This window comes from Acidimicrobiia bacterium (genome assembly GCA_040902765.1).
In the GTDB taxonomy this organism is placed as follows: Bacteria; Actinomycetota; Acidimicrobiia; order Spongiisociales; family UBA11373; genus DATKBG01.
Window position 1 is genome coordinate 1 of record JBBDWO010000015.1, and the last position, 23,347, is coordinate 23,347.

The 23,347-nt window shown below is 66.1% G+C and carries 24 protein-coding genes; 15 read left to right on the plus strand and 9 right to left on the minus strand.

Going from position 1 to position 23,347, the window contains the following annotated elements; all coding sequences use genetic code 11:
* Positions 1-123 precede the first annotated feature (123 nt).
* Together WEA29_04900 and WEA29_04905 are read right to left on the minus strand one after the other, a co-directional pair.
* On the minus strand, positions 124-930 hold the full coding sequence (locus WEA29_04900; GenBank protein ID MEX2323091.1) for a DUF1295 domain-containing protein: 807 nt from the start codon (positions 928-930) through the stop codon (positions 124-126).
* On the minus strand, positions 927-2,363 hold the full coding sequence (locus tag WEA29_04905) for an SDR family oxidoreductase (GenBank protein MEX2323092.1): 1,437 nt from the start codon (positions 2,361-2,363) through the stop codon (positions 927-929). The genes WEA29_04900 and WEA29_04905 overlap by 4 nt, the downstream gene beginning before the upstream one ends.
* An 87-nt stretch (positions 2,364-2,450) precedes the next feature.
* On the opposite strand from WEA29_04905, the gene WEA29_04910 reads away from it, so the two are divergent.
* From WEA29_04910 to WEA29_04930, 5 genes are all read left to right on the plus strand, one after another.
* Positions 2,451-2,819, plus strand: coding sequence for a hypothetical protein (locus WEA29_04910; GenBank protein MEX2323093.1), 369 nt, complete (start codon positions 2,451-2,453; stop codon positions 2,817-2,819).
* The gene (locus WEA29_04915; protein MEX2323094.1) at positions 2,816-4,372 is read left to right on the plus strand and encodes a neutral zinc metallopeptidase; all 1,557 of its coding nucleotides are present in this window, start codon (positions 2,816-2,818) and stop codon (positions 4,370-4,372) included. Before WEA29_04910 ends, WEA29_04915 begins: the two co-directional genes overlap by 4 nt.
* 135 nt (positions 4,373-4,507) lie before the next feature.
* Complete coding sequence (gene uppS / locus WEA29_04920; GenBank protein MEX2323095.1) at positions 4,508-5,269, plus strand: polyprenyl diphosphate synthase; 762 nt, start codon at positions 4,508-4,510, stop codon at positions 5,267-5,269.
* Positions 5,270-5,355: 86 nt separating this feature from the next.
* The gene (locus WEA29_04925; GenBank protein ID MEX2323096.1) at positions 5,356-5,970 is read left to right on the plus strand and encodes a hypothetical protein; all 615 of its coding nucleotides are present in this window, start codon (positions 5,356-5,358) and stop codon (positions 5,968-5,970) included.
* On the plus strand, positions 5,970-6,728 hold the full coding sequence (locus WEA29_04930) for a deoxyribonuclease IV (GenBank protein MEX2323097.1): 759 nt from the start codon (positions 5,970-5,972) through the stop codon (positions 6,726-6,728). Before WEA29_04925 ends, WEA29_04930 begins: the two co-directional genes overlap by 1 nt.
* A gap of 83 nt (positions 6,729-6,811) precedes the next feature.
* Here the strand turns inward: WEA29_04930 and WEA29_04935 are convergent, their stop codons facing one another.
* The 5 genes from WEA29_04935 to WEA29_04955 form a co-directional block, all read right to left on the minus strand.
* Positions 6,812-7,918: an inositol-3-phosphate synthase gene (locus WEA29_04935; protein ID MEX2323098.1), complete on the minus strand. Its 1,107-nt coding sequence runs from the start codon at positions 7,916-7,918 to the stop codon at positions 6,812-6,814.
* A 20-nt stretch (positions 7,919-7,938) separates the two neighbouring features.
* Positions 7,939-8,481 carry a PadR family transcriptional regulator gene (locus tag WEA29_04940; protein MEX2323099.1) on the minus strand — a complete coding sequence of 181 codons (543 nt, stop codon included), beginning with the start codon at positions 8,479-8,481 and terminating at the stop codon, positions 7,939-7,941.
* Between the two features lie 418 nt (positions 8,482-8,899).
* Positions 8,900-9,388 carry a hypothetical protein gene (locus WEA29_04945; GenBank protein MEX2323100.1) on the minus strand — a complete coding sequence of 163 codons (489 nt, stop codon included), beginning with the start codon at positions 9,386-9,388 and terminating at the stop codon, positions 8,900-8,902.
* Between the two features lie 843 nt (positions 9,389-10,231).
* Entirely contained in the window at positions 10,232-10,690 is a 459-nt protein-coding gene (locus WEA29_04950; GenBank protein ID MEX2323101.1) for a LuxR C-terminal-related transcriptional regulator, read from the minus strand.
* A gap of 504 nt (positions 10,691-11,194) precedes the next feature.
* Entirely contained in the window at positions 11,195-11,683 is a 489-nt protein-coding gene (locus WEA29_04955) for a pyridoxamine 5'-phosphate oxidase family protein (GenBank protein MEX2323102.1), read from the minus strand.
* Positions 11,684-11,926: 243 nt separating this feature from the next.
* Here WEA29_04955 and WEA29_04960 point away from each other — a divergent pair, with 243 nt between their 5' ends.
* The 8 genes from WEA29_04960 (at position 11,927) to WEA29_04995 (ending at position 19,506) form a co-directional block, all read left to right on the plus strand.
* Entirely contained in the window at positions 11,927-13,450 is a 1,524-nt protein-coding gene (locus tag WEA29_04960; GenBank protein ID MEX2323103.1) for a hypothetical protein, read from the plus strand.
* A gap of 154 nt (positions 13,451-13,604) precedes the next feature.
* Positions 13,605-14,441, plus strand: coding sequence for a 3-methyl-2-oxobutanoate hydroxymethyltransferase (gene panB, locus WEA29_04965; protein ID MEX2323104.1), 837 nt, complete (start codon positions 13,605-13,607; stop codon positions 14,439-14,441).
* A gap of 217 nt (positions 14,442-14,658) precedes the next feature.
* Positions 14,659-14,943 carry a 30S ribosomal protein S6 gene (gene rpsF / locus WEA29_04970; GenBank protein MEX2323105.1) on the plus strand — a complete coding sequence of 95 codons (285 nt, stop codon included), beginning with the start codon at positions 14,659-14,661 and terminating at the stop codon, positions 14,941-14,943.
* A gap of 85 nt (positions 14,944-15,028) precedes the next feature.
* A complete protein-coding gene (ssb, locus tag WEA29_04975; GenBank protein ID MEX2323106.1) occupies positions 15,029-15,499 on the plus strand; it encodes a single-stranded DNA-binding protein in 471 nt (156 codons plus the stop codon).
* Between the two features lie 34 nt (positions 15,500-15,533).
* Complete coding sequence (gene rpsR / locus WEA29_04980) at positions 15,534-15,806, plus strand: 30S ribosomal protein S18 (GenBank protein ID MEX2323107.1); 273 nt, start codon at positions 15,534-15,536, stop codon at positions 15,804-15,806.
* Positions 15,803-16,249 (plus strand): 50S ribosomal protein L9, encoded by a 447-nt coding sequence (rplI, locus tag WEA29_04985; protein MEX2323108.1) that lies wholly within the window; start codon positions 15,803-15,805, stop codon positions 16,247-16,249. The genes rpsR and rplI overlap by 4 nt, the downstream gene beginning before the upstream one ends.
* A 7-nt stretch (positions 16,250-16,256) precedes the next feature.
* Positions 16,257-17,627: a replicative DNA helicase gene (gene dnaB, locus WEA29_04990; protein ID MEX2323109.1), complete on the plus strand. Its 1,371-nt coding sequence runs from the start codon at positions 16,257-16,259 to the stop codon at positions 17,625-17,627.
* An 85-nt stretch (positions 17,628-17,712) separates the two neighbouring features.
* Positions 17,713-19,506 (plus strand): PASTA domain-containing protein, encoded by a 1,794-nt coding sequence (locus WEA29_04995; protein ID MEX2323110.1) that lies wholly within the window; start codon positions 17,713-17,715, stop codon positions 19,504-19,506.
* A gap of 477 nt (positions 19,507-19,983) precedes the next feature.
* Here WEA29_04995 and WEA29_05000 read toward each other — a convergent pair whose 3' ends face one another.
* Positions 19,984-20,391: a hypothetical protein gene (locus WEA29_05000; protein MEX2323111.1), complete on the minus strand. Its 408-nt coding sequence runs from the start codon at positions 20,389-20,391 to the stop codon at positions 19,984-19,986.
* A gap of 82 nt (positions 20,392-20,473) precedes the next feature.
* On the opposite strand from WEA29_05000, the gene WEA29_05005 reads away from it, so the two are divergent.
* A complete protein-coding gene (locus WEA29_05005; GenBank protein MEX2323112.1) occupies positions 20,474-21,316 on the plus strand; it encodes a nitrilase-related carbon-nitrogen hydrolase in 843 nt (280 codons plus the stop codon).
* Positions 21,317-21,428: 112 nt separating this feature from the next.
* Here the strand turns inward: WEA29_05005 and WEA29_05010 are convergent, their stop codons facing one another.
* Entirely contained in the window at positions 21,429-21,812 is a 384-nt protein-coding gene (locus WEA29_05010; protein MEX2323113.1) for a DUF4260 domain-containing protein, read from the minus strand.
* A 161-nt stretch (positions 21,813-21,973) separates the two neighbouring features.
* On the opposite strand from WEA29_05010, the gene WEA29_05015 reads away from it, so the two are divergent.
* Positions 21,974-23,266: an aspartate aminotransferase family protein gene (locus WEA29_05015; GenBank protein MEX2323114.1), complete on the plus strand. Its 1,293-nt coding sequence runs from the start codon at positions 21,974-21,976 to the stop codon at positions 23,264-23,266.
* The last annotated feature ends 81 nt before the right edge of the window (positions 23,267-23,347 follow it).

Consider the following 23,347-nt stretch of genomic DNA (forward strand, 5'->3'; position numbering starts at 1 on the left):
CTACGAGGGCTTCGCGACGCGTCTGGCCTCCCCCTCCGTCATCGGCCTTCGGCCGCTGCACCTCCCCCTAGAGGGGAGGGGAGTCATACCGGGCCGGCCTCCATCCGCGCGCTCTCCAGGTACCTACTCGCTACTCGCTACTCGTCCCTCCTTCGGCTTCCCCGGAAAGAAGGCGTTGGTCCGCCGTACGTACTCGGCATACCCGGGCCTGCGGCTGCCGATGTCCTTTTCCAGGAGGCTCACCCCGCTCACCCGCAACAGCAGGAACGACATCAGCAGGGGACCGACGACGGTCCACCGCGTCGAGGCGGTCAGCGCCACCAGGTAGATGCCCCACCAGACACAGAAGTCGCCGAAGTAGTTGGGATGGCGCGTGTAGCGCCACAGGCCTCGGTCCATCACGTTGCCGCGGTTCGCCGGGTCCCCCTTGAAGCGGGCGAGTTGGAGGTCGCCGATGGTCTCGAAGGAGACTCCCACAGCCCACAGGGCGAGGCCGACGGAGCCGGCGACACCGAGCGCGCCGCCGGTGAACATTCCCGCCTGTACCGGCAGCGACACGATGAGCATAAGGATCGCCTGGAGCAGGAACACCGTGGCCAGGTTGACGAGAGGGAACCGATGCCCCCAGCGTTTGCGCATCGCCCGGTATCGGAAGTCTTCACCTTTGCCGCTGTTGCGCCAGGTGAGGTAGCCGGCGAGCCGTAGGCCCCAGGTCGTCACCAGGACGAGGAGCAGGAGCCGTCGGCCGCCACCATGACCAGTGAGGAACAGCCACGCCACCCAGGCGATGACCACGAACCCGCAACCCCAGAACAGATCGATGATGGAGGCGTTGCGCAGTCGCAGGCTTACCAGCCACAGGAGCACCACGCTGGCGACGATGACGATCGCGGTGACCACCAGGAGGCCACCGAGCGTCTCGACGGTCACGAACAGGTGAACGCACGCTCCTCGGCGGCGGCGGCGATGCGGTGTGCCATTCGCGGGAACACGACCTTGTGCCCCGGGAGCATGCCGTACCAGTACAACCTCCCGAGGACTCCGCGGGGCCGGAACCAGGCGATCTGGATCAGGTCGCTCCCATGGCCGGTCGGCTCGACGTGCCACTCCAGCCAGGCGTCGCCGGGGAGGCGCATCTCGGCCCTCAGCCGGAGGCGCTCACCGGGTACGAGGTCCTCCACCCTCCAGAAGTCGATCGCTTCTCCCGGGCGAACCTCGGTTGGATGCATGCGCCCCCGCCGGATGCCCACCCCACCGACGAGCTGATCGAGCAGGCCGCGGATCTGCCAGGCCCAGTCGAGTCCGTAGTAGCCGGTGCTTCCGCCGATACGGCTGAACGCCCAGAACAGGTGCTCGCCGGCGGTGTCGGTGGGCACGACCTGGCGGTCCATGTACATGGTGCCGCCACTCCACGCCGGATCGGTCGGTGCGGGTGCCGCAGGGGAAGCGCCCGCGTCGCTCCATCGGGTGATCACCCCGCCGGGCAGACGGGCGAGGGCCCTGCGGATGGCGGCGCGATAGGGGGTGCGGCCGAGCACGGCGGTGGTGCCATCGGAGACGACCGCGTCGGTGCGGACGCTCTCAACGAGCGGCCGCGCCATGGAGGTGGGGAGGGGCGTCACCAGGCCGACCCACAGTGACGACAGACGGGGTGTCAGCAGGGGAACCGGGATCACCAGGCGGCGCCGGAGTCCCGCCTCCTCGGCATAGATCCGCATCATGTCGCGGTAGCTGAGGACTTCCGGACCGCCGACTTCGACGACCCGGGAAGCGCCGTTCTCGTCCAGGGCACCGACCAGCGCGTCGAGCACGTCGGCGATCGCCACCGGCTGGCACCGGGTTCGCACCCACCGCGGCGTGACCATCACGGGGAGCACGTCGGTCAGGTAACGGATCATCTCGAACGACAGCGAGCCCGAGCCGATGATCACGCCGGCCCGCAGTTCCGTCACCGGGGTGGCACCGGAAGCAAGGATCCGACCCACCTCGTGGCGGCTGCGCATGTGGGGCGACCGCTGCGGATCCCTCGCCAAGCCACCGAGGTACACCACCCGACCCAGGCCGGTCTCGTCTGCCGCCTGGCGAAAGTTATCGGCGCCGGTGCGATCCGTGTCGGCGAAATCGCCCGACGAACCCATGGAATGAACGAGGTAGTAGGCGACGTCACAGCCGGCAGCCGCCTCCTTGAGGGAGGTCGGGTCGCTGACGTCGCCCTTGACGATCTCGACCCGGTCTCGCCACGGCTGGAGCGACAGCTTCGCCGGACGACGCGCCAGACAGCGCACCTCGTGCCCTTCGGCCAGGAGCCGCGGCACGAGGCGTCCGCCGACGTATCCGGTGGCTCCGACAACCAGCACTCGCATGGCGCGCGAGAGTAGGCGCGGTCCCGTGGCTACGCCGGGGCCGGATGGAGGAGCCCGCGGCCCGTCGTCGCTAGCCTGCGGGTTCAGATGCCGCTCTCCATCGAGGTCAACGAGATAGAGCCCGGCAGGCTCGCCGAGTGGAACGACTTCGTGGCTGAACTGCTGGGTCCGCGACGCATCGAGTGGGCCGAGTCACACCGCCGGCGCGGCATCCGACGGGTGGTCATCTCCACGGTCAGTGGCGACGGTCCCCCTCTGGCGGTGGTCCTCGTCGATGCCGCCGATCGCAGGCTCGCCGCCGACGGCCTCAAGCGGTCAGGGGAGCCCTTTGACGTATGGCTTCGCGAGCGTCTCACCGACCTGCTGGGGCGGGCCGTCGACGCCGCTCTGCTCGCCGACACCGCACCCCGTCGTGGGCCATGGCCGGGATTGCGCAGACCAGGAGGTCGTCCTTGAAGCGGACCGTCGTTGTCGTCCTCACCTTGTGTCTGCTCGTTGCCGCCTGCGGTGACGACGGTGGTGACGGGTCGACGACCACCGCGGAGTCGACGACCACCACGTTCCCGCCGTATCCGGACGGATTCGTTGTCGAATACATGGAGGGATGCACACAGGAGGGCTCGGAGGTGTTCTGCCGGTGCAGCATCGACGAGTTCCAGCAGCGCATGAGTCTCACAGACTTCCTCTCACTGGAGGAGGAGCTGCTGGCGCATCCGATCTCCAGCGAGGTCATCCGGATCTGCCTCCTCGCTGAGGAAGCCGTCGGCACGACCACCACAACGACGACGGTGCCCGACTTCCAGTCGATCGGGAACATGGACGAGCTGATCGATCTCACCGTCGCCGATCTCGAGGTGTTCTGGGGCTTGGAGCTCCCCCGGGTTTGGGGCCTGGAGTTGGAGCCGGTGGCGACACACGCTCCGTACTTCGTGTCGCTTGGTGAGCGCCCGGAGTGTTTCGGTCCGATTCAGAACTACGAGTACAACGCCTTCTACTGCCCGGAGGACGACTCGATTCGCTGGGACGTTGAGAACCTCATGGGACCCCTGTTCGAGGGGTATGGGGACTTCGCCGTCGCCCTGGTGATGGCGCACGAATGGGCGCACGCCATCCAGAACCGCTACGGATTCGACTGGTTCGCCCACGACGACATCGTGTCCGAACTCCAGGCCGACTGTCTGGCCGGTGCCTGGACCCAATGGCTCGACGACGAGCGGTCGGAGCTGCTACGGCTCGAACCCGGCGACCTCGAGGAGGGCATGTCCGCCTTCTTGCTCATCGGCGACGAGTTGGGAACGGTGCCGACGGGCCCGAACGCTCACGGGACCTCGTTCGAGCGGCTCAACTCCTTCTTCGACGGCTTCCAGGGTGGCGTCGACGCCTGTGCCACTTACGAAGCGGAGTACCCGTTGATGATCTCGTGGAACCTGGTGCACGACACCCTCGACCTCCCCTACGAAGTTGCCGCCGAGGTGCTCATCGATGCTCTCGAGATCTTCTGGTCGATCGTCTACCCGGAGACTTTCGGCGAGCCGTGGGTGCCGGTGAGCGAGGTGATCGCGTACTTCCCCAGTACCGGATCGCTGCCGGCGTGCGGTGGCGTCGATCTGAGCCAGGACTTCTACCAGGACAACATCTTCTACTGCCCGAGCGACGACTCCGTGGCCTGGGACGAGGAGAACCTGTTCCCGACCCTCTACTCCGAGATCGGCGACTTCGCCCTCGGGCTGCTCCTCGGCATGCAGTGGTCCCAGGCGGTGCAGACCCGTGCCGGGCTCGAGACTTCGGGTGTGGCCGCCGAGTTGCAGGCAGACTGTTTCGTGGGTGTCTGGACGGCAGCCCTCACCTTCGATGACAACCCGATGGAGGTCTGGCTGTCGACCGGTGATCTCGAAGAGGGGATCTCGGCCTTCCTGCTCTTCTCCGACCCGGAGACCGGGGCGTCCGCATTCCAGCGCTTCGAAGCCTTCAAGACGGGCCCGCTCGACGGCATCGACGCCTGTGTCTAGCGAGCCGCGCAGCGGCCCGCAGCTACCGGCTACCAGCCAGACTTGGTAGCTGGTAGCCGGTAGCTGGTAGCTGGTCGCTCTGCTCTTGCGTTGAGCGTTAAGCGTTAAGCGTGCTCTCTCGGTAGCCTTCTCGCAATGTCCTTCTCCCGTCCGCTGTACCGGTTTTACGAGGATCGTCTGGTGCGGTCGCTGCCTCAGGATCGGATGCCGCACCACATCGGCGTGATCCTCGATGGGCATCGACGCTTCGCCAGACGCTCGGGACGCGAATACGCCGATGCGTACCGCGCCGGGATGGACAAGTTCGTCGAGATGCTCGGATGGTGCGGGGAGCTGCGGATCCCGGTGCTGTCGGCGTGGCTGCTCTCACAGGAGAACCTGGAGCGCCCCGATGCCGAGCTCGCCCCCTACTACCGGGTGCTCGGCGAACTGCTCGACCGGCTCCCCGACGAGGTACCCGGCCTGGAGTACGACGTGATCGGCAGCCTTCACCTGCTGCCCGACCAGTTGCAGAGGGCCGCACGGGACCTGGTGCAGCGGTCGTCGCCAGGTGGGCACCGGCTCAACATCGGTCTGGCCTATGGCGGTCGCCAGGAGATCGTCGACGCGGTGCGTGACCTCGTGGCCAAGCTCGCTGCCGACGGGGTCGCCGCCGATCAGATCCCCGCTGCCATCGACTCGGCGAGCATCGCCTCGCACCTGTACACGGCCGACCTCCCGGATCCGGACCTCGTCATCCGGACCAGCGGGGAGTCGCGGCTGTCCGGCTTCCTACTCTGGCAGGCGGCATACGCCGAGTACTCCTTCGTCGACGTCTACTGGCCGGGCTTCCGGCGGGTGGACTTCCTACGGGCCATCCGCGACTACACCCTCCGGCAGCGACGCTTCGGTCGATGAACGCTCAACGCTGAACGCTCAACGCCAGACTCGGATCGGCCTCTTGCGTTGAGCGTTGAGCGTGGAGCGTTGAGTACTCTGCGCTCATGCCCATCGTCGTCACCCGATCGCCGCTGCGTCTGCTGGTCTACGTCCTGTTGTCCATCCCTGCGGTGATGCTGGCGGTCGACATGAACCTGTCTCATCGCTTTTTCCCTCTGCCCGAGGGGAACGAAGTGGTGACCGGCTCGAGCATCGCGCCCGATGGAGAGATCCACTACCGCACCGGGCGCCAGCTCACCGCGCAGGGGGCAGCGCAGCAGCGCCGGGCTTTCGCCGCCGGAGCGGTGCTGCTCGTCGGTGGTCTCGGCGCCATGGGCTGGGCGATGCGAGAGTTGCTCTGGCCGAAGGTGCTCCTCCGTGCGGACGCTGCCCAGCTGACCCTGCGCATCGGTGGTCGGGGGGAACCGGTGTCGTCCTTCCCGTGGCTGGCGATTTCCGACCTCCGATCGGGGGTCATCGACGACGATGGCGAGGACGTGCCGGTCCTGTCGGTCAGGTTCTCCGACGACGTGATGATGCCTCACGACCCGGCGGGCGCGACGGTGGAGGACCGGTGGGTTCACCTGTTCAGTGAGGACTGGTCCCCACCGGCGCATGAGCTCGTTCCGCTGCTGGAGCACATGCGGCGCGTATCGGCGCCGGCCCACGACGACTCCTGATGCTCCTCGGCGCACACGTCCGCAACGACGATCCGCTCGAAGCCGCGGCGGCGCGGGGCGCCGACGCCATCCAGATGTTCCTGTCGGATCCGCAGTCGTGGAAGCCGCCTCTGCCCCGGGCCGATGCCGCGGCGTTGCGGGCCGCGGGTATCCCGATCTACGTTCACTCGCCGTACCTGGTCAACGTCGGTTCACCGAACAACAGGATCAGGATCCCCAGTCGCAAGATCATCGCCGACACCGTGGCCGCGGCAGCCGAGATTGGGGCGCTCGGCGTGGTGGTCCACGGTGGTCACGCGGGGGACGACGAGGATGTCACGGTCGGCCTGGAGCGGTGGCGCAAGGCACTGGAGGCGGTCGACCTGACCGTGCCGGTGCTCATCGAGAACACCGCCGGCGGCGAGAAGGCGATCGTGCGCCAGATCGATGCCTATGCCCGGCTCTGGGACGAGATCGGCGACTTCAACGTGGGGGTGTGTCTCGACACCTGTCACGCCTGGGCCTCGGGCGAGGACCTGACGACCGTGGTGGAGAGACTCGTGGCCGCGGTGGGGCGAATCGACCTGGTGCACGGCAACGACTCGAGGGATCCGGCCGGTTCATGGCGCGACCGTCACGCCAACCTGGGCGATGGCGAGATCCCGGAGGAACTGTTGCTCGGGGTGATCCGGGCCGCCAGCGCGACCACGATCGTCGAAACCCCGGGCGGCGACGACGAGCACGCCGCAGACATCGTGTGGCTCAGAGCCAGGCTCTGAGCCAGTCTCCAGTTGCCAGTCCCCAGTCACCAGCCCGAGGAGGCGGCTCGATCCTGCTGGTAGCTGGTAGCTGGTAGCCGGATTCAGGCCAGATAGGTCTCGTACTCGGCCGCCGTCGGGTCCTCGCCGCGGGCGAAGGCGTCGACGTGGTCGTGAGCATCGGCGTCGCGGAACTGCACCGGCGGGCTCTTCATGAAGTACGACGAGGCCGCCAGCAGAGGTCCACCGATGCCCCGGTCCAGCGCCAGCTTGGCGCAGCGGACCGCGTCGATGACGACACCGGCCGAGTTGGGGGAGTCCCACACCTCGAGCTTGAGTTCGGCGTTGAGTGGCACGTCGCCGAACGCCTTGCCCTCGATGCGGATGTATGCCCACTTGCGGTCGGTGAGCCACGGCACGTGGTCCGACGGGCCGATGTGGATGTCGCCTTCGTCGAGGGCGCCATCCAGCTGCGACAACACCGCCTGTGTCTTGGAGATCTTCTTCGACTCGAGACGCTCGCGCTCCAGCATGTTCTTGAAGTCCATGTTGCCGCCGACGTTGAGTTGGCTGGTCCGCTCCACCATGACGCCGCGGTCCTCGAAGAGGCGAGCGAGCGTGCGGTGGACGATGGTGGCACCGACCTGCGACTTGATGTCGTCGCCGATGATCGGCACCCCCGCCTCGTGGAATCGGCGAGCCCAGGTCGGGTCGGAGGCGATGAACACCGGGATGCAGTTCACGAAGCCGACGCCCGCCTCGAGGGCGGCTTCGGCGTAGAACCGAAGCGCCTGTTCGGATCCGACCGGCAGGTAGGCGACGAGGACGTCGGCCTTCGACTCGCGCAGTGCGGCGACCACGTCGACCGGCTCTTCCGAGGACTCCTCGATCGTCATCCGGTAGTACTTGCCGAGCCCGTCCAGGGTCGGGCCGCGCTGCACCATGACCCCGATCTCGGGCACGTCGCAGAACCGGTAGGTGTCGTTGACGCCGGCCCACATCGCCTTGGTCAACTCCTGGCCGACCTTGGCGGCGTCAACGTCGAAGGCGGCGACGAATTCGATGTCACGGATGTGATATCCGCCGAGATCGACGTGCATCAGGCCGGGCACCGTGCTGGTGGGGTCGGCGTCGGCGTAATAGCTCACGCCCTGGATGAGAGAGTTGGCGCAGTTGCCGACACCGGCGATGGCCACTCGAACCTGTCCCATGGTGGGTCCTCCTCGTTCCTTCAGCCCTGTTTCCCGGGACCGTCGGTCCCGGCGTGCTCCGTGGCGGGCATGGCCCGCTCCGTTTCGATGAGGTCGTCGAGCCATGCGACGTCCGCCTCTGCCGCCAGCACCCGCTGTTCCATCAGCGACTGGGTGTAGCGATCCATGCGGTCGGCCGTCGTTCGTAGTGAACGCCGGGCGGTCGCGATGCGCTCTCGAAGCACGGTCTTGCGCCGTTCCAGGAATCCGATCCGAGACCGGGGCTCCATGTAGCGAAAGAATGCCAGCCGCACATGGAATGCGGTGGTGTTCTCCACTTCGGAGGCCTCGTCCTCGAGGATCTGCTGGAAGTGCTCCTTGCCCTCTGCGGTGATCAGGTATTCCTTGCGCCGGCCCGCGCCGGGGCTGACCTCGATTAGGGAGGCCTTCTCCAGGCGCCGTAGCGCCGGATAGACCGACCCGAACGAGATCCGCCAGAAGCCGAGATCCACGAGACGCTGTTTGAGTTCGTACCCGTGCATCGGCCCTTCGCGAAGGAATCCGAGGATCGCCATGTCAAGCATGTGACTCCCGTTATATCGGATCGATATATCGGGTGTCAAATTGAGCTGTGGAGAAGATTTCGCGATCTGGCGACTCGCCCTGCGCGGCTTGCCTGTGAATACCCAGCAACGACGGGTGTTCGGGTGCTGGTTTACCGGGTCTTGCCTACGGAGAGCGGCCACCAGTGCCACTGCGAAGACGCCCGCCTACACCTACGACCTGGCTGGACGTCTCATGTCGACCACCGATCCGGGCCGTGGGGCCACCACCCACGCCTATGACGGTGCCGGCCGGGTGACTCGCCGTACCGACGCTCGTGGCACCGCGGTGCACCTCATCCGTGACGCTTCGTCTAGGAGCGGTTGGGCTCGACCTCGGGCCCCATCGTCGCCGCTTACACCTACACCGAGCGACGATCGGGGCTCAGGCGTGATGACACTAGCGAACGACGATTCGAGCCTCTTCGAGCAGTCTCCCGTGCTCATCGAGGGCTTCAAGGGTAACGGTGTCGTCGATCGACAGCGGCACCAGGAGCATCACATGTAGGGCGGAGGGCGACTGCTCTGCAACAGGGATGCCATTGACCGCGACGGTGGCTCTCGCAGTTGCCTCAGGCAAGGGACCCCAGACGATGTAGTCGGGTGTCTTGCGCTGTGATTCGGCGGGGTTGCCCTCGCGGAAGACGCCGATTCCTGGCGAGGCCGGCCTGGCACACCCGATAAGCCCGCCAGCCGGACTGCCAGTATCCCAGGCGATATAGCACAGGTCCCATTGCGTGGTGTTGGGATTGAGTGCCTCAAAGACAGCAAGTTGAAGGGTTGAGCCAGCGACCCGCCCAGCGATCACGGTGATACGTGGATCGCCAAGTTCAGTGGGAATCCGGCTGATCGGTACGTGTTTGATCGGGGGTTCCCAACTTTGCTCCACCGACGCTCGAGGCTCGGACGCACGAATGGGAACGGCGATGAGCGGAGGTGGCTCCGAACCGCTCCTCACACGGAGGCTCACACCGCTGCCAGCAAGGGATATATACACCGGCGAGCCACCTGCCGGTTGCTCGGTACCCCGATTCACGTCGGTGCCTCCTCGGACCTGCGCATCACAGCCTGCCGCCAAAGGCAAGCACAGGAGGAGCCACTGTAGACCTCGCGTGGGGTGGCTCCTCCTGTTCACCGCTGTCTCGGTTCGAATCGGCTAGTTCAAGTCGCTCGCACCCGCGGTTGCTGTGTACTGCTGGCCATTTCTCCACCCGTTGACAACCGACGTGTATAGCCCGCTCCCACAAGTTCCCCCGACATCGGGTCGCGTGCAATAGGTCGTGCCATAGCAAGTGCCCGTCCCATTGCTGAAGAAGAGCGCGCCGTTGCGGTACACCTTGTGGTCGATCGTGATCGTTCCTGTGTACCAGCTGTTCGTCAGCGCCTTCGCGCTCCAGACACCGAGTCCCGCAAACATCTCAGTCCATGCACAGCCTGACTCGGGCGAGGGGGTGCAGTCATAGCCAGTCGCGGCTTGTGCTGGCGCCGTCGGGGTGAGAGTAAGCGTCAGGCCGATTAGGAGACCGAGCAACGCGAGTCGTCCTCGGATCGATTGATCCATCATGAGCATCCCTTTCTGTGTGATCAACATGCACGACCAATCTCTCACCTGATCCGAGGCATGTGTTGGTCAACCGTCGGCAGCGGCTTGCCAGGTTTGGTGGCGTAGAGCTGCCATCTCATCGCTGATAGACCAGGCATTCGCTTGCGGCGTGTGCCTAGATGATGACGTCTATTCAATGGCTCCCATCTGTGCCGCCCGAAGAATGGCTTGCGCCCGAGTAGTCACTCTGAGCTTCGATTTGAGGTCGTGGAGTCGACGGCCCAGGGTTCTCTCGCTCCAGCCGAACTGACGGGCGAGTTTCGCAATCGTGGCACCGTTGGCGAGTTCATTGAGCAAAGATGCTTCAGGTGGTGTGAGGGAACCCCGGTTGAGGGGGCTTGTGTGCACCTTCACGGCTAGCTCCTGCACCACTTCAGTGGCCAGCAGCGCCTCTCCTCTGACGGCTGCTTCGACAACCGAACGAACCCAAGCTGCTGAGCCATTGAGATGAACGACGCCGCTACAGCCAGCGGTGAACCCTCGCGCGACGTGATGAGTGTCCAGTTCCTGTGCCAGCAGCACTACCACGACATCAGGCCATCCTGTGAAGCTCGCGAGATCGTCCCATGTGATGTCGCCACCCATCATCACCAAGACGACCCTCCGCCCTGGCCTCGCTATCCATGATGCTGGATCTTCGGGGGTTTCGAGGACGAAACGGTCCTGGTCCAGCGACGCAAACAGGCCCTGCCGGTATAAGGTGGGAGCCCCCACGACGGCCAACGGAAGCGGCTCGTGCTCTCGGGACGCACCTGTGGCCACTCGTTGGTAGACCTTCCTGTCTGTACGCCCCGTCCAAGTATACCCAATTGTCGTTCTTAAGCGCCTGTCGGATTGGGGCATGGAGGTGATATGCCGTAGCTGTCGCAAGATCGGTTACTTGAGCCCCCACGCAACCCCGATCGGCGGGGATCCGTTCCGGCACAAGAGTGCCCCTGAAGTCTGGCGGTTCAGATTCGGGGGGATCGAACGGGGCTGAGGACGGCATTCGACGGCTCTGGTGGAGGTCTGGGCAAGGCTGGGGTTGGGGTTTAGACGGGCATCGGCGTGATCTCTGCCACCGACAGTCGGGCGCAGCATCGGTTGCGGCGACTAGTACCGCCCGTCGAGCTTCGTGTGGTCCCAGGAGGCGATCCGTCGGGGTTCCACGACGACCGCGGTGTTTTTTGGGGCGAAACGGCCGAAGGCGGCTTCGAGTGCGTCGTCGTCGAGGTCGACCGGGTCCGGCCCGACCATCGGGTACTTCGCCGCCAGGCGCCGGTAGGACTCGAGCACGAAGGCAGGATCGTCGGCACCGTCCACCAGGCGGGCCCGCCCCTCGATCATCACACCCTTGAGTTCGGCGTATGCCAGACCGCTCTCGACCAGGACGGTGAGGCGGGGGTTTCGCTGCAGGTTCACGATCTTCTGGGACCTGGTGAACGAGCGGAACACGATCCGGCCCTCGTCGTCGACGAAGAACCACATCGGTGTCACGTGAGGCGCCCCCCGCGGTCCGAGAGTGGAGACGATCAGCGTCTCGCCCACCGCCAGGTAGGTGGCCCGCTCGTCGTCGGTCATGGTGATGTCGACGCGTGCCATAGCCCCATGCTCTCTTGCCGATTTCCCGGTCGCCAGTCTGCAATACCAGGCACCAATCACCAAGTACCGAACCGTTGACATCAATTAGCATCGCCTGAAGTTCGAAGTTGGGGGGTTCACGTGCTTCGCCACCAGAGGGCAGGCTCCTTGGTGATGGTTCTCGTGCTGGCCGCATGCGCTGGGAACGCATCCCCCTCGACATCGACCGCCCCGACGACCACTCACCCACCATCGACCACGGGTGTGACGTCGACGACCCGTCCGGTGCCGAGCACCCTGGAAGTCCGTCTGACGTCGGGGGACTACTCGGATGTCCTTGTCTTTGAGGACGGCGTTGTGACCTATCGCGGTTCCTTGCCGGACTTTGAGCGGACGGCGGAAGTGACACCTTCCGCGGTTTTGGCGCTGGCGGCGTGGACAGAGCAGGTCGCCGAATCGTCTCTGGACGGTGTGTTCAACGATGGACGGGGGCTTGGTGAGTCGCCCTTCTGGGAGTATGCCTTCGGAGACGGTGGGGAGTCTTTCGAGGTCGCGTTCTCGTGGCTGGTCGGCGATGAACTGCGCGCGCTGAAGCCCCTGGTCGAGTGGGTGACCTCGGTCAGGGTCGCCATGGTTCGGTGTGCTCCGCATGGTGATCTGATCGAGCGGCGGGGCTGTGAGACATTGCTCCCATCCCCCGCAGATCAGGCGTCGATGACCATCAGCAGTGTCATCCCTGGCGCCCCGGGGCCGGGCGGCGACACGGCGGGCACATGGCGACGTCCCGAAGCCGTCGACGCCGACCTTGCTGAAAGAGTCCGACACGCACTGGATCCCGTACTCCGTTCCGACAGTTTCACCGGTGAGGTGACCGCGAGCGTGGTGGCGCTCCGAGAGGACGGTGGCTTCTACGCCACGGCGGAGGACACACGGTACGAGCGGATCTGCATCGTTCGGTGGACGCCTGAGAGGGTGTTGTCCAACTGCCAACGCATCATCGGCAATGTCGTCTGGGCCCCTGGCACTTTCGATGAGGGGAGTCTGGAACTGGTGCTGCGACCGGGGGAGCGCTTCAGGAGCGCGGCCTCGGTGCGCTACCACCAGACGCTCACCATCGACGAACCCCGAGACGAGCCCGGCGTCTTGGCGGGGGGTGTGGGCCTCTTCGTCATCCCCGACCCGCCCCCGTGGTCCATATGGGTGACCGTGGGCGACTCGTCTTGGGCGATGCCGAGTGCGTCCACCTGCACGGCCGTGGGTCTGGATCCGGTACCCAATCTTCAGCTTGGACTGCCACCTGCCGTTGTTCACACCCGGAATGCCCTCGTCGCAGCAGCGGTCACCTGCGATTCCGAGGCTCTGGCCGCTCTGCCTCAAACGGGGTCGCTTTTCCAGCCGCTGCACCGGTGGTATCTGCGCAACGACTTCTTCCCCGTCCACGACGCCGCGCCGTGGACTGTCCGCCTTTGGCCGATCGTGCAACTTCGCAACACGGACTTCGCGGTGCTCACGGGGGGAACGCTCGGCAGCGAGGCCGACCTGCGTCATCCGATGTGGCGCGCCGTCCTGGACGACCCCACCCAGGATGTCTTTGTATGGCCCGCTGCCGATGTCTATCCCACGCGGTCTGCGACGCCGTCTGGTCAGGCCGAGGCGGCAGCGCGCATCAACCGCCAAGCGGTAGGCCGAGACGGCTTTGTCGATGGCACCTACTGCGGCTGGTCCATCGGGATCAGGGCCGACGGGAGGATTCTTTGGGCGGAGGACTGCCATGACTGGCTCGCTTGACCAGTTGATGGCATAGATGAACTTGCTGATCCGGCGTGACGTACACTGAGCGTCATGCGGCGACGGGCGACCGATGCGGCCGATCGCTCTTGTGAGAAGAGTTTGAAGACGCGCTGATTCCCTCGACCCACAGGGCGGGGAGAAAGGACACGAGATGCGCGACACAGTGACCGCCCCCGGCATCCGCGCCGCCAAGGGCGGGCCGAAGATTCGCATGATCACCGCCTACGACGCACCGTCGGCCCGGATCGGTGATCGGGCCGGAGCCGACATCCTCCTCGTCGGCGACTCGGTAGCCAATGTCGTGCTTGGGCGACCGACCACGCTGTCGATGACCCTCGACGAGATGATCTATCACACCCGTGCGGTTGCCGACACCGAGCCCAAGGCTCTGGTGGTCGGGGACATGCCCTGGCTGACCTATCACGTATCCGTAGAAGAGACCGTGCGCAACGCTGGCCGGATGGTCCGTGACGGGGGAGCTGAGGCGGTCAAGCTCGAGGGTGGTCGGAAGAGGCTGCCGATGGTCGAGGCGGTACTCGATGCCGAGATCCCGGTGATGGGTCACCTCGGTCTGACTCCGCAGTCGGTCCATGCCATGGGTGGCTATCGGGTACAGGGCAAGGATGCGGAAGCCGCCCGAGCGCTCGTGGATGATGCCAAGGCGTTGGACGCGGCGGGTGTCTTTGCCATCGTCCTCGAGGGGGTCCCCGACGTGCTCGCCGCGCTGGTCACGCGTGAAGTAGGGGCTCCAACGATCGGCATCGGAGCCGGCGCTGACGTGGACGGGCAGGTCCTCGTGTTCCACGACCTGCTCGGCTTTACCGACGGTGAGCACCAACCCAAGTTCGTCCGCCGCTACGCCGACCTGGAAGACGTGGCGGTCGACGCCGTCGAACGCTTTTTCGAGGATGTCCAAAAGGGCGATTTCCCATCAGAAGAAGAGACCTACCACATGCCAGAGAAGGCGGCGCGGGAGCTTCTCGAGTAGCGAGTCGCACGTAGCGAGTAGCACGACAGCGCCGCACCCCTCCAGCGCGCTCTGGCCAATCGCCAATCGCTAACAGCCAATTGCTCGTTCTCGCGAACTCTTCCTCACCCCCAACTTCCCCGATCCCATCTGCTCGCGATACACTGTGGCTCTTCCCCGACCTGCCCTTACGGGGGCCTCCCGCCGTACGCGGGTGTCCAAAGGAGGTGGAGCGCACATGCGCACGTACGAGCTGATGACCATATTTAGGCCCGAGATGGCCGAGACCGACGTCCAGAAGGAAGTGGACCGGGTCTCGGGTGCTCTCACCGAGCGCGGTGCCGAAATCACGACCGCTGATTTCTGGGGCAAGCGACGTCTTGCCTATGAGATCGATCACATCACCGAGGGGTACTACTCGGTACTCCAGTTCAAGGCCGAACCGGACGCACTCACCGACGTCGACCGGGCACTCAACCTGTCCGACCAGGTGATCCGGCACAAGTTCACCCGATCCGAGTGACGGAGTTCGTGTCACACCTGCCCGCGATCATGGGCACGAAACAGGATTCGAAGACGCCCCGATGGGGGCGTAGAGGGATACAGCAATGGCAGCCAATCACGTGACGCTCATCGGCAATCTGGTCGAGGACCCCGAGCTTCGGTTCACCGCGTCCGGGGTCGCCATGGCGAAGGTGCGCTTCGCCGTGAACAAGCGGTATCAGCGAAATGGCGAGTGGCAGGAGGAGACGAGCTTCTTCGGCGGCACGCTGTGGCGTGACGCCGCCGAGAACGCCGCCGAGTCGCTGACCAAGGGCATGCGGGTCATCGTCACCGGCACCCTCGAGCAGCGCACCTGGGAGACCCAGGAGGGCGACAAGCGCTCGATCGTCGAGGTGGCGGTCGACGAGATCGGACCATCGCTGCGATGGGCGACGGCGAGCGTCACTCGCTCACCGCGCGCCGGCGACGGATTCGGCGGCGGTAGCAGCGGCGGCGGCGGTTCGTCGGCGAGCACCCCGGCGGGTGCCGCACCGACCGCACGAGACGACTACGGACCCGACGAGGCTCCGTTCTAACCACTTCCCCGAGTACAAGGAGCGGCGACAGGCAATGTCACCGAGACACAAGAACGCACCGAAGAAGAAGAGGCGGCAGCCCGAGAAGCCACTGCGTCGTGGCGCCAGGCGCAAGACCTGCATGTTCTGCGACGGTGAGGCGACCATCGACTACAAGGATGTCGCCACACTGCGAAGGTTCATGTCCGACCGAGCGAAGATCCGCTCGTCTCGAGTGACCGGCACGTGCGGCCAGCACCAGCGCCAGGTGGCCAACGCCATCAAGAACGCGCGAGAGATGGCCCTCCTGCCGTATCTGGGCAAATGAAGGTCATCCTCGTCCAGGACGTAGAGACGCTCGGCCGCAAGGGCGACGTCGTAGACGTCGCCGACGGGTACGCCCGCAACTACCTGGTGCCGCGGTCCCTCGCCGTCAAGGCGACCCAGGGTGCCATGGAAGACGCCGAGACGGTACGCGCCAAGCGGGCCATCGAGGAGGAGAACGCGCGGCGCGCTGCCGAGGAAGTCGCCCAGATGCTCGAGGGGGGCCACGTGGTGGTCGCCGTACGGGCCGCCGACGAGGGCAAGCTGTTCGGGTCCATCGGGGCCCGCGACGTCGCCGAGGCGATCGTCAAGTACACGGGAGCGGTGGTAGAGCCCGACCAGATCAGGCTGGCCGGGCCCATCAAAGAGATCGGGCTCCACACCATCACGGTGCGTCCGCATCCGGAGGTGTCGATCGAGATCACTCTGGACGTGATCCCGGCATAGGAGGGTTGTGACCGCGCAGTTGGAGAGGCGAAGTGGAGGCGGCAGCCGGAGCAGCGCCGCACCCCCACACAGCATCGAGGCCGAGGAGTCGGTTCTCGGCGCGGTGATGCTCTCCGCGGAGGCGGCGAACGTCGCCCTGGAGACCCTGGGTCACGACGACTTCTACGTGCCTGCCCACCAGATGGTCTGGCAGGCGGTGATCGCCCTGTTCGACGGCGATCAGCCGATTGACCCGATCACCGTGAGCGACTGGCTCCGGCGCAACGAGATGATCGACCGGGTCGGTGGGGTGGCGGCGATCACTCGCCTGATGGAGGGCGTCCCGTCCACCTCCAACGTCGACCACTACGTCGGCATCGTCGACGACAACTCCGCCCGGCGGCGGCTGCTTCGGGCTGGCGGCGAGGTCGGCGCACTCGCCCTGCGGGGCGACATACCGATCGAGCAGGTTCTCGATTCCGCCGAAGCCGAGGTGTTCGCCGTGGCGGACCGGCGAATCGGGGCGGGTCTCGAACCGGTCGGTGGTTTGCTCAGCGCGACACTGGAACAGATCGAGGCGGTGGGTGCCGCCGGGAGCGACATCACCGGACTCGCCACCGGGTTCACCGACCTCGATCGGCTGCTCGCCGGTCTCCATCCGGCCAATCTCATCGTCATCGCAGCCCGCCCCTCGATGGGCAAGTCGACGCTGGCGATCAACATGGCCACCCACATCGCGGCCGCCGGTAGCCCGGTGGCACTGTTCACCCTGGAGATGAGTCGCGAGGAGGTCGTGCAACGCCTCCTGTCGTCGATGGCCTCGGTGGACTCCTCGAAGATCCGCACCGGTCAACTCGACGCCGACAAGTGGCAGCGCCTCAGCGTCGCCTCGGCACGCCTCTACGACATGCCCTTCTACGTCGACGACTCCCACGACCTCACCGTGACCTCCATCCGGGCCAAGTGCCGGCGCCTCAAGCACGGCAAGGGCCTCGCGTTGGTCGTAGTGGACTACCTGCAGTTGATGCAGGGTCCGCGCAGCGCCGAGAACCGTCAGCAGGAGATCGCCGACATCAGCCGGTCACTCAAGAGCCTCGCCCGAGAACTGCATGTCCCGGTCATCGCCGTATCCCAGCTCAATCGCCAGTTGGAGCAGCGGGAGAACAAGCGCCCCAGGCTCGGCGATCTTCGCGAGTCCGGCGCCATCGAGCAGGACGCCGACGTGGTGATGTTCATCTATCGGGCCGACTTCTACGACCCGGGCGATGCCCAGCACGCCGGCATCGCCGAGGTGGAGGTCGCCAAGCACCGTGCCGGTGCCCGCGACACCATCCGCCTCAGCTTCGCCGCCGAGTTCAGCCGGTTCCACAACCTGAGCAGCAGACCAGCACCTGTCTGAGACAGCTACGGGCTACCAGCTACGGGCCAGACTGACGGTTGACGGTTGACGGTTGACGGTTAGCTCTCCGAGTACGGTTCGACCCATGGTCACCGTAGGTCCGTCTGATGGGGGACCGCCACGGCGACCCGGCCTGGGACCCGCCCTCGGTGTCGTCGGGATGCTGGTGTTGGGACTCGCCGTGGTCAACATCGGGGGACGCCTCACCGCGGTCGACGACGAGTCGACGACCACGCTCCCTGGTTGGAGGCCGCCCCCGGCGGCGACCGCCGCTCTCGACCTGCCGCTCTCCTCCCCCGAGGAGATCACCCGCGCCATCGGCGATCTCGGCGTGCTCTCGGTCGTCGAGGCCGGGGCTGCGGGAGTCGAACCGGTCTGGCGACTGTGGACCCCCGATTCGACCCGGCCGATCACGGTGCCGCTGCCGGTGCAGTCGAGTCGGTGGGTGCTGGATCCGAGCGGATACGCCGTCGCCTTCCTCGCACCGGGTGCCGAGGATTCGCGGTCGTTGTGGGTGCGCTACGCCGATGGCACGGGGGCCCGCGTCGCCGAGGATGTCCTGACCTTTGCCTGGAAGACCGGCGAGTACGGGCGCATCGCCTGGGCGACGTCGGGGCCGCCCGGGATCGAACTGTGGACGGCGAATCTGACGCGGGAAGGCGGGATGGTGGTGGTCGACGCGAGACCGATCGCCCGCACCGTTCCTGGGACCGTGGTCGGCTGGACCTCTCTCGGCGTGTGGGTGGAGCATCCCCGGGCTGGCGTCGACTTGCCGTACCACTCGGTGTATGCGGTGTCGGGTCACCAGTCGGGCCCGTACGCGGGCGAGGTCTTCGCCGCCAACTCTGGAGGGGATCGGACTGTCTTCGCCGCCCGCCTGGATGGCGATTGGATGGTGTACACCGGGGAGCGCGGCGCCGGAACGGAGCGAATCGACTGGAATCCCGGCTCCGACGAGATCGCCGGGGCGGCCTGGGGGTTCGGCGACACCGACCGCATGGCCTTCTGGGGGTACGACCTGGACACCGCCGGGTGGTGGGTGCAGGTGTGGGATCTGGCGTCAGAGGAGGGGATGACCCATCGCTGGGATCTCGCCTACAGGGTGCTCGACGCCTCCTGGGACCCGTCGGGTCGGGTGATTCTGGTCTCCGTGACGGACGACCGGGATGCAACGGCGGTCCTGATGCTCGACACCGCGGGTGAGATGGACCGGACCCTCGTCTTTCGCAGCGTCGCCGCGGCGACGGTGGTACCGGTGCCCGGTGCCGTCGTCGAGGTCCCGGACGTGGTCGGCATGCCACCGGAGCACGCCGAGCAGGTCCTTGCCGCGGCCGGGGTGACCGTCGTTGCGACGCCGGAGTCGTCGTTCGGGGGTCTGGTGGTGGACCAGTCGCCGCCGGCCGGCACGGTGATGGATGCGCGAGACACCGCTGTCGTCCACGTGGCACCGCCACCGGACCCGCATCTCGTGTGGCCGGCCGTCGATGGCAACGCTCGATGCCTTCCCCCGTCCCCGATGAGTCCGCTCGTCGACGTCGGGCGCGACCGTTACGTCACCGAGATCATGGGTTCCGGGGACTTCCCGCTGTACGGCCTCCTGCTCACGCCGCCGCCCCTGCGCACCGACACGCTCATCAAGATGGTGGTTCGCTTCGACGCCGATGACAGAGACGATCCGATCTTCCTCGCCCGTCACGAGGCACGGGTCCTTCAGTACTCGCGATGGGGGCCGATCGACCACGGTCTCGCCACTTCGGGGTACGACCGTCCGGGTGATGAGTGGGGGATCGGCTTCGTCTTCCGAGAGCCGGGCTGCTGGACGATCCGCGTGGTCGTCGGCGTCGCCGTAGCCGAGTTCTTCGTCGAGGTGAATTGGTAAGGCCGTCGTCCGTCGTCGGTTACCCGTTCGCCACATGTTGAGTCCGCTCGGCGTAAGTTGGAGCGGCGTAGCGGAGCTCTTTGAGAGCGCGAAAGTGTCTTTGAAGGGGCTCAAGTCAGGGGTGCCGATCGCCGATACATCCAGCAAGAGTTCGGGAACGGGCCGCGACCGTCCCACTCCACAGGAACATTGCTGAGGTACCCCTTCCTCAAGTCCCCGTGGCTCACGAACCGAACTCAGACGGCCCCTCGGAGCACCAACCCGGGGGGGTCGTCGCTTTTTCCGGTTCAAGTTTTGACCTCGGCAATGCCGATCACGATCACGTCAGGGTGTCCAACTCCAACCGGCTCGGCCTACCGGTGTCGGCGTACCTCGCTGGTCTCATGGGGGCCACCCTCGACTACGACGCCGACTCGCAGCGCTTCCGGTTCCGACTCGCCGGCTCAGGGCGGCTTGCGCGACATCCTGGTCAGCTGATCAGTCGACCAGCGCGAGCACCCCGATCGCCAGGAAGACAACCCAGGCCATGTGCCGCAGCCGGATCACTGCCGCGGTCAGCACCCCGCTGATCAAGAAGGTGACCCCGATGATCCGTACGACGGTGTTCGTCAGGTCGGGACCCACATGAAGGACCGCAACGGACGGTGGTGTGTGGAATGCGATCGCGAGCAACGCCCAGCCCATGCCTATCCATGCGATCGACGTGAGGTGCCAGGCGAAGCGCACCACCCTGCGGGTGAAGGTGTCGTCTCCGAGCAGGCGCGGTAGGTCGTCTCGCCGGAGCAGGCGGATGATCAGGTAGCGCTCACCGAGATACGAGTGGACGACGGCAATGGCGATGGCGAGGAAGCCCGCGATCGTCAGCGGTATCGAGCCGGTGAACACGGGTTGAATCGTAAGCGTCGTGGCACCCCTGCCGGGCGATGGCGTAGTCTTGGGCTCCCCGCGACGAAGGAGTTCAGGACCCATGGCGAACATCGTGCGTGCCGGCCTCATCCAGGCCGCCTGGACCGGTGACAAGCAGTCGATGCTCGATCGTCACGTCGAGCTGGCTCACGACGCTGCCAAGCAGGGCGCTCAGGTGCTGTGTTTCCAGGAGCTCTTCTACGGGCCGTACTTCTGTCAGGTGCAGGACAACGAGTACTTCTCGTACACCGAGCCGATCCCCGACGGGCCGACCACCAAGCTGATGCAGGACCTGGCCAAGGAGACCGGCATGGTCCTCGTAGTGCCCATGTTCGAGGTGGAGCAGGAGGGCTTCTACTACAACACCGCCGCGGTGATCGACGCCGACGGCACCTACCTGGGCAAGTACCGCAAGACTCACATCCCCCACGTCAATGGGTTCTGGGAGAAGTTCTACTTCCGGCCCGGCAACACCGGGTACCCGATCTTCGACACCGCGGTGGGCCGCATCGGCGTCTACATCTGTTACGACCGCCACTTCCCCGAGGGCTGGCGTGCGCTGGGCCTCGCCGGGGCCAAGATCGTGTTCAACCCGTCGGCGACCAGCCGGGGACTGTCCATGTACCTGTGGAACCTGGAGCAGCCCGCCTCAGCGGTGGCCAACGAGTACTACATCGGGGCGATCAACCGCGTCGGCAAGGAGCCGCTGGGCGACAACGACTTCTACGGGTCGTCGTACTTCGTTAATCCCCGCGGCCAGACCGTGGGCGAGGCTGCGTCGGACACCAAGGACGAGGTCGTGGTGCGCGACCTCGACATGGACCTCATCGAAGAGGTCCGGCAGCAGTGGGCGTTCTACCGGGACCGCCGCCCCGACGCCTACGGACCTCTCGTCGAGGGGTAGCCGCCGGGATGGATCAGCCGGTGGTCCCGACCGCTTCGTGGAGGAGCCGGATTTCGTCGAGGTAGGCGGCCATCTCGGCCTCCTCGTCGGAGGGCCGCCTGTTCGGGCCGACCTAACCCCCAGTGGCGCGGCGCACGCCGCGCCCGATGGTCCCCAGGTGGGTGTGGTGGAACCCGTCTGCGTACTTGAGTCCGTACCCGAAGGCACGGTCCATCCCGATATGCGCCAGCCACACCGCACCGATCGCCAGGCTGAAAAACGGTCCGTCGAGCGCCCACCAGCCGAGCAGCGCAGACGGTCCGATCAGGCTGTGCATCGAGTTGTAGAGGGCGGCGCCGAACTTGGGCCCGATGAGGTATCCCGCTAGCGAGTAGTCGACCAGGAACAGCAGCGCGACGAACCACCACCACGACCACCCCGATGCATGGAAGGCGAACACGGCGGCGGTGAGGACCGCGAGACCCTCCAGCCGCTGGACGAGGATCGGGTTGTGCATGGTCGCCGAGCCTACGCGGTGTGCGAGAACGGTGAGGGACTCCTCGCCTCTCTCCCCCCGGCGGGGGGAGTACCGCCGCAGGCGGGGAGGGGGGAGGGCTGACGCGTCGCGAGCACTCCGGCGCGGGGAACCGCCCACGGCCACCCGGTAACCTTCTGCTCATGCCCACCCACGCCGACATGCTCGCCCGCCACAAGGCGGTGCTCCCCGCCTGGATCGCCCTCTACTACGACCAGCCGATCTCGCTGGTCGACGGTGACGGCCGCCGCGTCGTCGACGCCGAAGGCAACGAGTACCTCGACTTCTTCGGCGGGATCCTGACCACCATGACCGGCTACAAGGTGCCGGCGGTGGTGAAGGCGATCCAGGAGCAGGCGGAGAAGATGCTCCACACCTCCACCCTGTACCTGATCGAGAACCAGATCGCCCTCGCCGAGAAGATCGCCGGCCTGTCGGGCATCCCCGACGCCAAGGTGTTCTTCGCCAACTCGGGCTCGGAGGCCAACGACACGGCCCTGCTGCTGGCCACCTCGTACCGGCACTCGAATCAGATCCTGGCGATCCGCAACTCGTATCACGGGCGGTCGTTCTCGGCGATGTCGATCACCGGCAACCGGTCGTGGTCGGCGTCGAGCCTGAGCCCGTTCCAGGTCACCTACGTCCACGGCGGCTACAAGTACCGCAGCCCGTTCGGCCACCTGCCCGACGCCGAGTACACCGCGGCGTGCGTCGCCGACCTGGAGGACCTGCTCACCATCGCCACCGCCGGTGACGTGGCCGCGATGATCGCTGAGCCCATCCAGGGCGTCGGTGGGTTCGCCACCCCTCCCGATGGCTTCTTCGGGGAGATGAAGAAGGTGCTCGACCGCGAGGGCATCCTGTTCGTCAGCGATGAGGTGCAGACGGGATGGGGCCGCACCGGGGAGCACTTTTGGGGGTATCAGAGCCACGACATCACCCCCGACCTGCTCACCTTCGCCAAGGGTCTCGGCAACGGCCTCGCCATCGGCGGCGTCGTGGCCCGCAAGGAGATCATGGACTGCATCCAGGCGAACTCGATCAGCACCTTCGGCGGCAACCCGTTGGCCATGGCCGGCGCCCTCGCCAACCTGGAGTACCTGCTGGAGGCGGACCTTCAGACCAACTCCAGCAAGATCGGCCGGTATCTGAAGTCGTCCCTGGAGGACCTGGGCGACGGGGTGGAGATCGTCGGCGAGGTGCGCGGCAAGGGCCTGATGATCGGCGTCGAGCTGGTCCAGCCCGGTACCAAGACCCCCAACCCGGCGGCGGCGTCGCTGATCATGGAGAAGACCCGCGAACTCGGCCTGCTCATCGGCAAGGGCGGCCTCCACGGCAACGCCCTGCGCATCGCCCCGCCGCTGAGCCTCACCCAGGAGGAAGCCGACGAAGGCTACGCCATCCTGGAACAGGCGATCCTGGAGAGTAGCGAATAGCGAGGGGCGAGGCCTGGGCCTGTTCACTCTCTCCCCCCGAAGGGGGGAGTACCTGACGGCGCAGCCGTCAGGGGAGGGGGG

What these genes read in the sequence shown, in the direction of transcription:
- WEA29_04905 (MEX2323092.1), bottom strand. Translation starts at nt 2,363, where the DNA reads ATGCGAGTGCTGGTTGTCGGAGCCACCGGATACGTCGGCGGACGCCTC.
- WEA29_04910 (MEX2323093.1), top strand. Translation starts at nt 2,451, where the DNA reads ATGCCGCTCTCCATCGAGGTCAACGAGATAGAGCCCGGCAGGCTCGCC.
- uppS (MEX2323095.1), top strand. Translation starts at nt 4,508, where the DNA reads ATGTCCTTCTCCCGTCCGCTGTACCGGTTTTACGAGGATCGTCTGGTG.
- WEA29_04925 (MEX2323096.1), top strand. Translation starts at nt 5,356, where the DNA reads ATGCCCATCGTCGTCACCCGATCGCCGCTGCGTCTGCTGGTCTACGTC.
- WEA29_04930 (MEX2323097.1), top strand. Translation starts at nt 5,970, where the DNA reads ATGCTCCTCGGCGCACACGTCCGCAACGACGATCCGCTCGAAGCCGCG.
- WEA29_04935 (MEX2323098.1), bottom strand. Translation starts at nt 7,918, where the DNA reads ATGGGACAGGTTCGAGTGGCCATCGCCGGTGTCGGCAACTGCGCCAAC.
- WEA29_04940 (MEX2323099.1), bottom strand. Translation starts at nt 8,481, where the DNA reads ATGCTTGACATGGCGATCCTCGGATTCCTTCGCGAAGGGCCGATGCAC.
- WEA29_04950 (MEX2323101.1), bottom strand. Translation starts at nt 10,690, where the DNA reads ATGATGGGTGGCGACATCACATGGGACGATCTCGCGAGCTTCACAGGA.
- WEA29_04955 (MEX2323102.1), bottom strand. Translation starts at nt 11,683, where the DNA reads ATGGCACGCGTCGACATCACCATGACCGACGACGAGCGGGCCACCTAC.
- panB (MEX2323104.1), top strand. Translation starts at nt 13,605, where the DNA reads ATGCGCGACACAGTGACCGCCCCCGGCATCCGCGCCGCCAAGGGCGGG.
- rpsF (MEX2323105.1), top strand. Translation starts at nt 14,659, where the DNA reads ATGCGCACGTACGAGCTGATGACCATATTTAGGCCCGAGATGGCCGAG.
- ssb (MEX2323106.1), top strand. Translation starts at nt 15,029, where the DNA reads ATGGCAGCCAATCACGTGACGCTCATCGGCAATCTGGTCGAGGACCCC.
- rpsR (MEX2323107.1), top strand. Translation starts at nt 15,534, where the DNA reads ATGTCACCGAGACACAAGAACGCACCGAAGAAGAAGAGGCGGCAGCCC.
- rplI (MEX2323108.1), top strand. Translation starts at nt 15,803, where the DNA reads ATGAAGGTCATCCTCGTCCAGGACGTAGAGACGCTCGGCCGCAAGGGC.
- WEA29_04995 (MEX2323110.1), top strand. Translation starts at nt 17,713, where the DNA reads ATGGTCACCGTAGGTCCGTCTGATGGGGGACCGCCACGGCGACCCGGC.
- WEA29_05005 (MEX2323112.1), top strand. Translation starts at nt 20,474, where the DNA reads ATGGCGAACATCGTGCGTGCCGGCCTCATCCAGGCCGCCTGGACCGGT.
- WEA29_05010 (MEX2323113.1), bottom strand. Translation starts at nt 21,812, where the DNA reads ATGCACAACCCGATCCTCGTCCAGCGGCTGGAGGGTCTCGCGGTCCTC.
- WEA29_05015 (MEX2323114.1), top strand. Translation starts at nt 21,974, where the DNA reads ATGCCCACCCACGCCGACATGCTCGCCCGCCACAAGGCGGTGCTCCCC.